This window comes from Psychrobacter urativorans, assembly GCF_904846695.1.
Classification (GTDB): Bacteria; Pseudomonadota; Gammaproteobacteria; order Pseudomonadales; family Moraxellaceae; genus Psychrobacter; species Psychrobacter urativorans.
In genome coordinates this window covers 238,458-251,515 of the sequence record NZ_CAJHBR010000001.1, presented here as the reverse complement: position 1 = coordinate 251,515, position 13,058 = coordinate 238,458, and the positions used below count along the sequence as shown (strand labels likewise).

General features: G+C 43.4%; 9 protein-coding genes. 4 read left to right on the top strand and 5 right to left on the bottom strand.

Going from position 1 to position 13,058, the window contains the following annotated elements:
* Positions 1 to 12: 12 nt before the first annotated feature.
* A complete protein-coding gene (locus JMY09_RS01060; RefSeq protein ID WP_201621733.1) occupies positions 13 to 1,668 on the bottom strand; it encodes a 5-methylcytosine restriction system specificity protein McrC in 1,656 nt (551 codons plus the stop codon).
* Positions 1,669 to 1,833: 165 nt separating this feature from the next.
* Positions 1,834 to 3,330, bottom strand: coding sequence for an McrB family protein (locus JMY09_RS01055; protein WP_201621732.1), 1,497 nt, complete (start codon positions 3,328 to 3,330; stop codon positions 1,834 to 1,836).
* A 321-nt stretch (positions 3,331 to 3,651) separates the two neighbouring features.
* Between JMY09_RS01055 and JMY09_RS01050 the strand changes: the two genes are divergently transcribed.
* Together JMY09_RS01050 and JMY09_RS01045 are read left to right on the top strand one after the other, a co-directional pair.
* Positions 3,652 to 4,347 carry a DUF4442 domain-containing protein gene (locus JMY09_RS01050; protein WP_201621731.1) on the top strand — a complete coding sequence of 232 codons (696 nt, stop codon included), beginning with the start codon at positions 3,652 to 3,654 and terminating at the stop codon, positions 4,345 to 4,347.
* 91 nt (positions 4,348 to 4,438) lie between these two features.
* Entirely contained in the window at positions 4,439 to 4,963 is a 525-nt protein-coding gene (locus JMY09_RS01045) for a RidA family protein (RefSeq protein WP_201621730.1), read from the top strand.
* A gap of 58 nt (positions 4,964 to 5,021) precedes the next feature.
* Here the strand turns inward: JMY09_RS01045 and gspE are convergent, their stop codons facing one another.
* Positions 5,022 to 6,563 carry a type II secretion system ATPase GspE gene (gspE, locus tag JMY09_RS01040; RefSeq protein ID WP_201621729.1) on the bottom strand — a complete coding sequence of 514 codons (1,542 nt, stop codon included), beginning with the start codon at positions 6,561 to 6,563 and terminating at the stop codon, positions 5,022 to 5,024.
* A 463-nt stretch (positions 6,564 to 7,026) separates the two neighbouring features.
* On the opposite strand from gspE, the gene JMY09_RS01035 reads away from it, so the two are divergent.
* Both JMY09_RS01035 and JMY09_RS01030 read left to right on the top strand, forming a co-directional pair.
* The gene (locus JMY09_RS01035; protein ID WP_201621728.1) at positions 7,027 to 7,860 is read left to right on the top strand and encodes a thiazole synthase; all 834 of its coding nucleotides are present in this window, start codon (positions 7,027 to 7,029) and stop codon (positions 7,858 to 7,860) included.
* A gap of 132 nt (positions 7,861 to 7,992) precedes the next feature.
* Positions 7,993 to 9,390 carry a WS/DGAT/MGAT family O-acyltransferase gene (locus JMY09_RS01030; RefSeq protein ID WP_201621727.1) on the top strand — a complete coding sequence of 466 codons (1,398 nt, stop codon included), beginning with the start codon at positions 7,993 to 7,995 and terminating at the stop codon, positions 9,388 to 9,390.
* A gap of 226 nt (positions 9,391 to 9,616) precedes the next feature.
* Here the strand turns inward: JMY09_RS01030 and JMY09_RS01025 are convergent, their stop codons facing one another.
* Both JMY09_RS01025 and dxs read right to left on the bottom strand, forming a co-directional pair.
* Complete coding sequence (locus tag JMY09_RS01025) at positions 9,617 to 10,444, bottom strand: inositol monophosphatase family protein (protein ID WP_201621726.1); 828 nt, start codon at positions 10,442 to 10,444, stop codon at positions 9,617 to 9,619.
* Between the two features lie 231 nt (positions 10,445 to 10,675).
* Complete coding sequence (dxs, locus tag JMY09_RS01020) at positions 10,676 to 12,727, bottom strand: 1-deoxy-D-xylulose-5-phosphate synthase (RefSeq protein WP_201621725.1); 2,052 nt, start codon at positions 12,725 to 12,727, stop codon at positions 10,676 to 10,678.
* Positions 12,728 to 13,058 lie beyond the last annotated feature (331 nt).

The window sequence follows — 13,058 nt, the reverse complement described above, 5'->3', positions numbered from 1 at the left end:
GGTTAATAGGCTCTACTTTGTCACTAGCGGCCAGTCATTTAAGGTGGCGGTTAGGACATTAAACGGCATTAGCCATAACTCTGCCTGCTGGCTACGGTCAGAGTGCTCTGTAGCCCTGTGCTGTTTCAACACAGTAGGTCGGTGAATATTATTAATACTAGCATTAGCAACCGGATAAACTAACCAGACTTGCTCAGCTTGATAAGCTTGGGCATAGCTGGTCAGCTGGTAGGCGTCACTGGCACTGATAGCTGACGGCTGTGCTAAAGCCTTCCATTTTATATCGATCACATGACTACAGTTAAAAGAGTCTTGAGCACCATTGAGCTGGTGATGATGATTTTGATCAACAGCATTGTCAGCATTGTCATTGGTATTAAGATGAGTATTGTTGCAAAAACCATCAACGCCATCAACATCACGACTATCACTCGTACTAGTAAACCGCTTGCCAATCAAAAGATCGGGGCGCATAGACAAACAATTCTGACCCCACTTATCTCTTAGCCAACTGTGCTGCGACTGATATAAGGTTTGATAATTATTATCGAGCTGCTCAAAACTCATAGCGATGCGTAAACTGGCCCATTGCTCAAAAGCTTGGTTCATGTTGAATAATATGCATAGCCTTGGCTGCCTAGCTGCCGCCAGAGCACTGTTGTTGGCTCTCAAGCTGTTACCTACCTGCACAGCTAGCTGCTGCCTCTGTAGCAGCCAGTAGGCCCACTCTAATAACTGCTGAGCGCTTTGCAGCTGTTCACGTGCTAAGGGTTGCATAGCTAGCTGGCGCTTCGCTGATAAATATAAACTATCGAGCTGGCGCAACTCGTATTGATTACAGGCCGTTACCGCTTGCCAAGCCAGTAGCGGCTGTGCTGGCAAAATCCTTATTGAGCCATTAGAGTGCTCAGAGCACGATGATCGAACCACCAGCGGCTCAAGCAATACTAAAGCACTCTTTATCAAGCGATTGCTGAGCATGTCTATACTCAAACTACTAACTTCGCTGACGAACTTATGCGGCTGCGTAGCATTGCGTCGCAGTTGTTCTTTAATCAGTAATTTACCTTGTAGCATGCTCTTGTTCTGAACACTTGCCTGATAATGATGGGCTGGCCGATAGCGTGGTAGTAGCTGTAAAAACTGTTTTACTAGCCACTCAGACAAAGGTAAAGGCTGCATCGGTAAGGAGGGCAAAGGCTGTAAGTTAGTACTGATTTGAGCTAAGTTTTTACGATGCGGTAACCTGTTATTATCCTTGTCGAATAGATCACTGAGCATTTGCTGCACCCACTGTCGGGTAAGCGCTATATCATAAGTGCTTGTGCCATTAGTGCTGGCGTTATGGTCAGTAGCGATAGGCTTAGGCAGTATCTCAAGAGTCATACCACTAGGGAGCATGATGATACCGATGTAATGCCCTACTTTTAGTTGCCACTGCCCACGTTGGCGCTTCAAACTGAATACCTCAAACTCTTGCGCTAATAACCAACTAAAATCGCTAGCTTGGCTAAAGTCTTTTGCCGTCAAGCGTTGATGCTCAAACACAATAATAATTAAATTATTTAAAGTCTCTAAACCAATTTGTTGATGCTTGCTAGTCGATGGGCCACGTCTATTTACTGACGCAAGCTGGGGCTGACGGCTATTGATAGTATCTATTGGCATCTACGATTCATCCATATCACTAGGGTTCTAGGTAACCGTATGTTTTTGAGTATTAGTATGGTTTTGGGTAGCAGCATGGTTTTGAGCATCATCATAGTTGCTAATAGCTGGAAAACCTCACCCCCTATATACAGGTATTGATGATTTCTCATAGCTACTGTCGGATTAATATAAGCGTTGATAAACATTAGCCTTAGCGAAGGTACCTGTTCTAGCAACTAGCTGCGCATTAACTTGATAGCTGTTAGCGGCCATCGACTGACCTAACAGCGCCTGTTGGGTATTGAACATAGGGTCACTATAGCCAGCTTGAATGTTAGTTTGACTATTAAAATGCGCCTGACTATCCTGAATAAACTGCGCATACAAAGGTTGCTGTTCATCATTAAATAGATACTGTAGTAATGCCAACTGTCCCCCCGTCGCTTGCGCCAATTGCGGGATAATCTGTTCAATAAGAGCGGTTTGTAACTGGCTAAGAGTCGTCACTGACCATAAAAAAGCATGACCCAATTGTGCCTCTGGCCCTAATATTTGTATGATACGCTGATTTAAACCAGTCAAAACTTTTGCTAAATCTATAACTGTCACTGCTTGCTCATTAGGAGCATTATTAGCAGCATTAGTTGATAGTTTAGGCGGGTTTGAAAGCTCATTCTCTAGGCTATCAGGCACTTGGATAGTCGCTAATAATTCTGGCCGTGGCGGACAATCGATAAAGCGAAAACGGCGTCGCATCGCCATATCGAGTGGCGCTAAAGAGTGATCCTGAGTATTCATAGTGGCATAGATATCAAGATTATTAGGCACGGCAAAGGCTCGACCAGAATAGGCCAAATTCACTTGCATAGCTTGCTCTTGACCACTACGTTTATCTGGCTCAATTAGGCTTAGCAGCTCGCCGAATACTCGCGATACATTAGCACGATTGATCTCATCGATCAGCATCGCATAACGCCGCTCAGGATCATTAGCTGCCCGCTGACATAACTTTAAAAAAGCCCCATCTTGGATATCATAGTGCATTTGACTGCTTTGCTGGTTCTGAGTACCGGCGCTGAGCACTGGGCGAATACCTTCTACAAACTCCTCATAACCATACGCTTGGTGGAAGCTGACCATACTAAAACGCTGACTACTTTGAGCGCTAAAGCTTTGGCCTTGTTTAGGCTGCTGCTCATCCTGCATTTGTTTAAGCTCAGTCAACTGCTGCGCTAAATCAGTCAATAATGGCAAACTGTCTGCCAATAAATACCAAGCGCCACTCTCATCTTTATCGAAGTAAGCTTGGCTAGCACGGTTATCACAGCTGACAGTTTTAGAGTCTACTGGACTGTACATTTGTAGCACTGACCAAGCGGTATTATTAAGGTTTTTTGCTCGGGCATTTTGGGCCGCTTTAGCGATGAATAACTCATGCGCTACAATCTCAGGTACTTTTGCTAAATCCTGCTGCTCAGCTCGTAAATCCAGCATGACTAAACAGACGACTTCTCGCCAGCTCAGTGGCTGTAGCAGTTGCGCCAACAGTTGCTGATGGTCAATAACTGGCAACTGATCGGTGTACTGTTGAGCGATTTGTAGCAACTGATAAGTCTTGCCTGTACCAGCAACACCCGTATAAATAACGTTAGTAGCAGTATTCACAGAAATGTCACGCATAATAAACCTAGCTGTTGAGAGAGATAGCACTTGCTTAAGGTACCTAGTAAAGCCAAAGAGCGCAAACGCAGTAACCTGTGGTTAATTAGAAATTAAAGTCTCCACTAAGGTTATTTTATAAGCGCAACAGTCTATGTTATGAGTATTAGTAAAGTGCCAGTTAATGCTACCATAGTTGTAATAGCATTGAGATACTAGCCTAGCTAAAGCTGGCCACATAAATCTAGATACTAATTAATAAATATCTTAATAATCATAGCATTACTGCTTTTATTGTATCAATTAACTGCTATCGTTTTGTTCAAATCCAAGGAATGCGCTATGTCAGAATTACTGAATAAACTATCCAACAAAGCCAAGTTACCTACCAAAATTGCGAAAGCTATTACTCCTCAAACAGAGGTTTTGAATGATAAACTGAAGCCGATTAGCAATCAGTTTACCAAACTATTATCAGTGACCAAATATCTGCCTGCCTCTGCACGCTCTACAGTATTATCTAAGGCTTTTGGCAAAGTGGTGCCTTATGTTGGCACTACTGGCGTGTATTATGAAACTGTTGAGCCTAATAAAGTAGTCGTCAGTCTAAATAATAGTAAAAACGTTCAGAACCATATCGGCTCTATTCATGCCGTTGCTATTACTTTACTCGCTGAAACGGCTACTGGTTTTATTCTTGGTTTAAACTTACCTATGGATCGAGTATTATTAATAAAGTCTTACTCCGTTAATTTTTATCGACCGCTTAAAAAAGGTCAAGTAGCGGCTATCGCTACTTTATCAGATGAGCAACGTCTGGAGATTGTTAATACTCCTAAAGGTGAGATGATTATCCCTTGCGTTATCAATGATCGGGAGTCCGATAGCGAGCGCGATCCTATAGTAGTTGAGATGACTTGGGCTTGGATACCTAAGTCTGAGCTTGAAGCTAGACGTGAAGGCAATAACAATAACAATAACAATAAAAACGTAAAACCAGCAGCGGACTCACAGTCGAATAGCGATTTGAATAAATAACTGCTGATATAAGTTGCGACTTTGTCGATCATTAAGCTCAACAACGATCATCAGAAAAGCAAATAATACTATTATAAATAAGGAAGCTTCTATGTTTAGCAACCCTAGCAAAGTGACTAGCGCTGTAGTGCGTCGCTTAGCAGCCCCATTACTAGCAACTCCATTAATACCACTAATAATAGCCGCTGGCACGTTGAGCTTAGCTTTCAGCGCCAATGCAGCCCCCACTACTGCTAATCCTACTTATAGCAAATCTGCACCGCTGTTCTTGGGTGATGGTGGCAAATACCCGTTCTCAGAAGCTGTACGAGTTGGCGATACTTTATATATGTCAGGTCAAATTGGCTTTAAAGATGGCAAGCTAGTTAAAGGTGGTATCAAAACTGAGACTAAGCAAGCACTAGACAATATCCAAATGGTATTGCTAGAGTACGGCTATCAAAAGTCAGATATCATCAAGTGTAGCGCTATGTTGACTGATATGGACGACTTTGGCGACTTCAATAAAGTCTATCAGAGCGAGCTGAGTAAGCCTTATCCAGCACGCTCAGCCTTTGGGGTTACAGAGCTAGCCGCTGGTGCTAGTGTTGAGATTGAATGTATTGCTGCAAAATAAATTTCGCTCAATAGTTTTATAGTTAAGCTTAATAACCAAGGCTTAACTATAAAAAGCTTTAAAATAAACACTGCTGTTGAATAACCACAGCGTCATCGAGCATGGCGCTTTCTTTAGTGACGCGTAGCACTTCCTCTAAAGTAGTACGTCCTGCCAGCACCTTACGTAGTCCATCAGCACGGATAGAAGGAGTGTTTTTACGCGCGTATTCCTCCAGCTCATACTCTGCGATATTACTATGAATCATTCGTCGCAAAGTATCATCCACAGGGACGACTTCATATAGCGCAGTACGTCCTTTAAATCCTGATTGATTACACTTATCACAACCGACCGCCTTAGGTATTTTTATTACGCTATCGATTGGCAGATTAATCTCGTTAAATAGCTTGGCTTGCTCAGGATCTGCTACTTGCCAACTATGACAATGGCTGCATAAAGTACGTACTAAGCGCTGAGCGACTACCCCTATCAATGAGGATGACAATAAGAACGGCTCTACGCCCATATCTTGCAGACGAGTTACTGCACCGATAGCGGTATTAGTGTGCAAAGTTGATAGTACTAAGTGACCGGTTAATGAGGCTTGCACAGCAATCTCAGCGGTCTCAAGATCACGAATCTCCCCGACCATAACTACGTCTGGATCTTGGCGTAACATAGCCCGCAAACTCTTCGCAAAAGTCATATCAACTTTATTATTCACTTGCGTCTGTCCAATACCATCGAGCTGAAACTCAATAGGATCCTCAGCGGTTAAGATATTGCGAGTCTGATCATTAAGATCAGTCAAGCCTGCATACAAAGTAGTGGTTTTACCAGAGCCTGTAGGACCGGTGACTAAAATAATGCCGTGTGGCTGATAGATCAAGCGCTTAAGCTGTTGATAGTCGTCATCAGATAAGCCTAGATAGGTCATATTCAAGCGCCCAGCTTGCTTATCTAGTAGCCGCATCACCACTCGCTCACCAAAACTTGAAGGTAGCGTCGAGACACGAACATCGACTTCTCTGCCTGCTAACCTGAGACTGATACGACCATCCTGTGGTACTCGTTTCTCAGCGATATCAAGTTTAGCCATGACTTTGATACGAGATACTAGCAATGGTGCCAGCTGTCTTTTGGGGGTGATGATTTCTTTGAGCTCGCCATCGACACGAAAACGCACCACTAGACGCTTCTCAAAAGTCTCAATATGTATATCTGAGGCATTGAGACGAATCGCTTCTGACAGCAGTGCATTAATAAGACGAATAATAGGCGCATCATCTTGGCTGTCCATAAGATCTTCGGTTTCAGGAACACTATCCGCTAGGCTATCTAGGTCAGGATGATCTTCTAGACCAGCAGCAATATGTTGCGACTCGCCCGTGTTACCCGAATAAGCCGCATTCATGCGCTTTTCAAAATCCTCAGGACTGATGCTCTCATAAGTCGGTACGCTTGGTATACCTTGCTGCTGCAAAAACCGTACTGCTTCGTTGATAGCAGATAGCGGCGTCGCCTTAGTCAATACTAAGGTTGGCGGCAGCTCAGGATCAATAGCCAGGAGGATTAATAGCTGATGGCGCTTGGCAAAACTGTAAGGCAATTGCATCATAAGAAGGACCTGACAAAGAATGTTGGGTGGCTCAAGGTAAAGCAATACTCAGCGATTTGCGGGCATAGTTGCTTTATTTAACAGTTGCTTTATTTAACAGCTACTGCAATCATCGCCCTAATAACCAACTAATAGCTAGTTATTAATGACTGTAACAATCAGCCAATAAATGCTCTAACCACTCGCTAATAAACTTCCTAAAACCGGCTAATAAACCTCTATTTATTAACAAGCTAACTGTTGAGTGAAAAGGCAAAAAGAGTGGTCGTGAGTTTAGATGAGTTTGTTATAATAACATTTTGTTATACCTACAGCAGGTTATCAATAAACAGACTCTATGCTTTATTCGCTGAGTTGATAACTGTCTATAGCGATCATTAATCGCTATAAAGGGCTGATTAATCCAGCCTAACTTTAGTCGCTGTTTTACTTTTATTGCCTATCCGTTATCAGGACTCTATCTATGTCACAAGCTAACACCCAAGAAGCCACTACTAATCAACAAAACTCATTAGGCTCAGACAGCTTTACAGTAGGCAGCCGTACTTTTTCATCACGATTGTTAGTTGGTACCGGTAAATATAAAGACATGAACGAGACTGGTGCAGCCATTGCCGCCTCTGCTGCAGAAATCGTTACCGTAGCTATTCGTCGAACTAATATAGGCCAGAACCGTAATGAATCCAATCTATTAGATGTAATCTCTCCAGATAAATACACTATTCTGCCAAACACTGCTGGCTGTTATGATAGCGATAGTGCCGTGCGCACTTGTAAACTTGCTCGCGAGCTATTAGGAGGGCATAATCTAGTGAAATTAGAAGTGTTGGGCGATGAGACTAGTCTCTATCCCAATGTTATGGAAACGCTAAAAGCAGCTAGAATTCTGATCGATGATGGTTTTGAGGTCATGGTTTATACCTCAGATGACCCGATAGTCGCACAAGAGCTTGAGAGCATGGGCTGCGTAGCTATCATGCCTTTGGGTAGCTTGATTGGCTCAGGTCTAGGTCTTCTCAATCGCCATACACTCAGCTTGATTATTGAAAATGCTAAAGTACCAGTGCTAGTAGATGCTGGCGTAGGTACGGCATCAGATGCCGCTATTGCCATGGAGCTTGGCTGTGATGGGGTGCTAATGAACTCAGCGATTGCCAATGCACAAAATCCGGTAATGATGGCGCAGGCGATGAAGCATGGGGTTTGGGCAGGACGCCAAGCATTTTTGGCAGGACGTATGCCGATGCGCAGAATGGCTACTGCCAGCTCACCGCAAACTGGCTATTTTTTCCAATAAAAGCTTTGCAATAACAAGTTGGTAGGTAACTGCTGTCGATAAGCTGTCCACTGCCAACTTGCCTAAAACTTTTTAGTAAATTTTTATAAGTTATCATCTCATTAATTACTAATCGCCGTAAAAGGACTTATTATGCGACTTATGACCGCCGTTGATCAATTATTTTTACTGTTAGAGTCGCGCAAACAACCTATGCATGTCGGTGGTTTGTTTTTGTTTGAGCTCCCTGAAGATGAACAAAGTGCCGATAGCGATTTTGTTTATAAATTAGTGCAGCAGATGCAGACCTCAACGGTGCCGCCAAGTTTTCCTTTTAACCAAGTGCTAGAAAATTTAATTTTTTGGAAGCAAGACGATCAGTTCGATGTTGAACATCACTTCCGCCATGTCGCGCTACCTAATCCTGGTCGGGTGCGTGAGCTATTGATGTACATATCGAAGGAGCACAGTCGCTTGCTTGATCGCGCTATGCCGCTATGGGAGTGTCATGTCATCGAAGGGATCTTACCTGAGTTCGAAGGTAGGCCTGGGCGCTTTGCTTTATACTTTAAAATCCACCATTCTTTGGTTGATGGTATTGCTGCCATGCGCATCGTTGAAAAGGCATTGTCACAATCACCAACTGAACCGATGACATTGCCGCTATGGTCGCTGATGACTCGTCATGGCAATAAAGCTGAAAGAGTGCAGCCTGCAGCACGTTCAGTTATACGCATCATTAAAGAGCAACTGTCTACTATCAAACCAGTATTCACTGAGCTAATAGACAATCTAAAGCATAGTGGCGATATCGATTATGTTGGCACTTTTGATGCGCCTATGAGTATACTTAATCAACGTATTTCAGCCTCGCGGCGTATCGCAGCGCAGTCTTACGATATTAAGCGTTTTTATAGCATAGCTGATAGCTTTGAGATGAACCAAAATGACGTGGTGCTGGCAGTTTGTTCAGGAGCGATTCGTCGTTATTTATTGGATATGAATGCCTTACCCACTAAGCCACTGATAGGCTTTGTACCGATGTCATTGCGTTGTGATGATAGTGACTCTGGCAATCAAATCTCATTTTTGATGGCCAATTTGGCGACTCACTTAGACGATCCAGTAAAGCGTATGCAACTGATTCATGACAGTATGAATAGTGGTAAGCGTCGCTTTCGCCGAATGAACCAAGCACAAGTTATCAATTACAGTGCCGTGGCTTATGCTTGGGAAGGACTAAATGTATTCACTGGGCTGTTCCCTAGAAAGCAGGCTTTTAACTTAATCATCTCCAATGTACCGGGTTCCAAAAAGCAGCTGTACTGGAATGGCGCACCGCTCAAAGCCTTGTATCCCGCTTCTATTCTAGTAGATGGACAAGCATTGAACATTACTCTGGCTAGTTATCAAGACAAAATTGAATTTTGTATTACCGCTTGTAGTAAAATCTTGCCTCATGTGCAAGATATGCTAGCATTGATCGAAGAAGAGCTGAGCTTGTTAGAAAGTATCAGTGAAGAGAAACGTTTGGGCTTACGTGAGAAGTAGTCATTGCGCAGTATTGAATCGCTAATATTTAAGGTTAAACACTCAAGTTTCATTAACACTGTTTCGGTAATAAGCCTTTAGTAATCACCTTAAGTAACAATTTTAAGTAACAATTTTAAGTAACTGGCTTTGAGCCTTAATTAGCCGCACAAAAAAGCTGACTCTATTAAAGAGTCAGCTTTTTTTATAAACACTATCTAGCTTTTAGCAGTCGCTAAATAATCGCTTAAACTGCATCGCCCCAGATAGGCACAACTACTTGCATCAAAGGCTTTAACAACTTGATATTACAAGCAAAAATTGAGCCTGTAGTCATAGAGTTATGAGCACCGGTATGATCAACTACAGTACCGCGAGCTTCAGTAACGATCAGCTCACCAGCAGCAATATCCCACGGCTTAATCGACATCTCGAAATAGCCATCAAGACGGCCAGCAGCGACATAACATAGATCTAGCGCCGCTGAACCTAAACGACGAATTTGACCACCTTCTTCAGTAATCTTCAATAAGCTGTCAAAATGCTGTTTAGCATAAGAGACCACTTCATTGTTACGTGTACGCTCTAAAGGATGACCGGTAGTAAATAGACCGCCCTCAATAGTTTTGCGCTCACTGACGTTGATCCGGCGCTGATTTAGACGAGCGCCTTTACCACGGCTAGCAGAGAACATCTCGTCACGGACAGGATCATAGACTACGCCATGTTGGGTAACGCCTTTGTGTTGAACGGCAATAGACACACAAAACTGTGGAATACCATGCACAAAGTTTTTGGTGCCATCAAGAGGATCAATAATCCAGCACCAGTCAGCATCTTCGCCGCGACCTTCTTGCATGCCGAACTCTTCACCTAAGAACGAATGAGTAGGATAGCTACTCTTCAAGGTCTCAATAGTCAACTTTTCGCTAAAGCGATCGATACGCGTTACTAGCCCATCTAAACCTTTTGACTCAATATCAAATTCAACTTTATGGCGGTTTTGATGCGCGTATAAAATCTCTTTACCAACTTTTTCAGCAGCACGCGCTGCGATGACAACCATGGGTTCCATAAATAACCTGTCTGTTTGAGGAATAAAAAACGAAATAGTATTTAAGCTGTAAAATAATATAACTCTAAAGAGATGATCTATAAAGTTTTTTGCTTTTAAAGCGCTGTGAAATTATTACCTAGTGGCTCTAATAACAGCGATTTTAGCAACCGTAAGTTTAACAACAATTGCTATAAAAATAATGGCTGTAATAGCAGCCCACTATTTAGTAGGCGCCTATTACAGCCACTATCAGACTACTAGGGCTTGTAACTGGGCAACCACACCAGTCGTATCTAAACCAGCATCAACTAACTGCTCTAAAGGTGAACCATGAGCCAAAAAGCTATCAGGAATACCAATATTAGCAATAGCCGGTCTATTAGACTTAAAGGCCGGCGAGCTATTTAGCAAATACTCATTTACCGCACTACCAGCGCCGCCCATAATCACATGCTCTTCTACAGTAGCAATATGGGTGACTCCTTGGCTAATCAAGCTCTCTAACAGTTGAGTGTCTAGAGGTTTGACCCAGCGCATATTGACCACTTGGACTTGAATATCAGTATGACTATCCATCAGCATAGCAGCAGCTTGTTGCGCTGTCGCAACTAAAGTACCAAAGGCTAAAATCGCCAGCTTAGTGACCGCATTATCTGCGCCTAATACTAACTCCACTACTCCGCGCCCTATTGGATATTGCTGTGCTGGTAGCTCAATAGCAGCGCCTACCCCATTACCACGTGGATAACGTACAGCACTACAGCCTTGATACTCATAACAAGTATTCAATAGATGGTAGCACTCGTTTTCATCTTTAGGGGCAGCAATTAGTATATTAGGAACACAACGCAAGAAGGCAAAATCAAATATTCCTGCGTGAGTTGCCCCATCTTCCCCCACCAAGCCAGCACGATCGATGGCAAAGGTTACATCCAGATTCTGTAAGGCCACATCATGAATGAGCTGATCATAGCCGCGCTGTAAAAAGGTGGAATAAATAGCTACTATAGGCTTAACACCTTGAGTAGCCATCCCTGCCGCTAGGGTCACTGCATGCTGCTCAGCAATCGCCACATCGAAAAAACGCTCAGGATATTGACGAGCGAAGTCCGTCATTCCCGAGCCTTCTTCCATAGCCGGAGTAATGGCCAGCAGTTTATCATCCTGTGGCGCTTTGTCACACAAAAACTGTCCAAATACTTGCGAATACTTCAGAGGCGTTTTTTGCTGCAAGTCAGGCTTAGTCTGCAAATCTTTCACACTGTCAACAGCGGCTACTTTACCTATGGCATGAAAGCCAACAGGATCTGCTTCAGCAGGCGCAAAGCCTTTGCCTTTAGTAGTATAGATATGAACTAATACTGGGCCTTTTATCTGCTTGGCTCTACCTAATACCCGCAGAAGCTCCGGCAAATTATGACCGTCAAATGGGCCAAAGTAGGTAAAGCCAATAGCTTTAAATAAATTATCTTCAATCTTAGGCACCTCACGATGCTGCTTATGACGTTTGCGTCGATCGAAGTCCTGCATGCTAGGGCGCTGACGCAGAACTGGTTCACCCGTTTCTGAAATATCAACTTGATAGCCGGATTCCCACAACATCGCTAAATGCCGTGAAAAGCCCCCTATCGAACAAGATATAGACATATCGTTATCATTAAGGATAACCAATAAATCAGCATCTTGTTGCACGGCATCATTCATCGCTTCAAAAGCCATGCCACCGCTCATAGCACCATCACCGATAATACAAGCGACTGTCTGCTCACGCTTTTGGTAACGCAAGGCTAAGCTCATGCCTAGGCCGGCTGAAATAGAAGTCGATGAATGACCTACCCCAAAGGTGTCGTAGATAGATTCTGCACGCTCAGGAAACGCCGTTAGGCCCGCCTTAGCACGAATACCAATGAGTTTTTCACGGCGGCTAGTCAGGACTTTATGACCATAAGCTTGATGACCTACATCCCAAACGATCTGATCGCGCGGTGCATCTAATAAATAATGCAAAGCAATAGTAAGTTCAACCACGCCCAAGTTGGCACCGAAATGACCGCCACTTTGACCAACTGCATATAATAAAAACAAGCGTAACTCGTCAGCTAGAGTGATTAGCTTATCGGTAGATAATGTCTTAAGGTCAGAGGGATTATCGATACTATCCAATAACAAGGTCTGAGGACGTGTATGCGGAATCGTCACATAAGTCTGTTGCAAACCGTTTAGGTGTGCAGCAGACTCAGTAGCTGATGACGTCGAAGTAGACGCTGACCGAGACTGTGGGGAATGAGGTGACTGCTGCATAAACCGTGCTATACCTACCAATCTGCTGACAAGGTGCCGCCTTACCCTATCAAATGCGCTCCGTTATCGTTATGATGCGGAGACATGGATATTCTACAATCTTGACAATAGCGGCATAAAGCTTGCAATTATTGACTGTAGATAACGATATGTTTAGTGCATCGCCACTAATCATTTATAGTAAGACTCAATAATAAACACTGTTGCTGAGTATTCATACTAAATGTTGATGACGATACAGTAATGTAAGGGCAAAGACTCGGGACTGTATCTGTTAAAATAGTATGGCATAATAGCATTTTTTTTAGCCCATCGCTCCAATCATCGTGGC

Coding starts and splice junctions, on each gene's coding strand:
- gspE (WP_201621729.1), bottom strand. CDS start 6,563: ATGATGCAATTGCCTTACAGTTTTGCCAAGCGCCATCAGCTATTAATC.
- JMY09_RS01050 (WP_201621731.1), top strand. CDS start 3,652: ATGTCAGAATTACTGAATAAACTATCCAACAAAGCCAAGTTACCTACC.
- JMY09_RS01030 (WP_201621727.1), top strand. CDS start 7,993: ATGCGACTTATGACCGCCGTTGATCAATTATTTTTACTGTTAGAGTCG.
- JMY09_RS01055 (WP_201621732.1), bottom strand. CDS start 3,330: ATGCGTGACATTTCTGTGAATACTGCTACTAACGTTATTTATACGGGT.
- dxs (WP_201621725.1), bottom strand. CDS start 12,727: ATGCAGCAGTCACCTCATTCCCCACAGTCTCGGTCAGCGTCTACTTCG.
- JMY09_RS01045 (WP_201621730.1), top strand. CDS start 4,439: ATGTTTAGCAACCCTAGCAAAGTGACTAGCGCTGTAGTGCGTCGCTTA.
- JMY09_RS01035 (WP_201621728.1), top strand. CDS start 7,027: ATGTCACAAGCTAACACCCAAGAAGCCACTACTAATCAACAAAACTCA.
- JMY09_RS01025 (WP_201621726.1), bottom strand. CDS start 10,444: ATGGAACCCATGGTTGTCATCGCAGCGCGTGCTGCTGAAAAAGTTGGT.
- JMY09_RS01060 (WP_201621733.1), bottom strand. CDS start 1,668: ATGCCAATAGATACTATCAATAGCCGTCAGCCCCAGCTTGCGTCAGTA.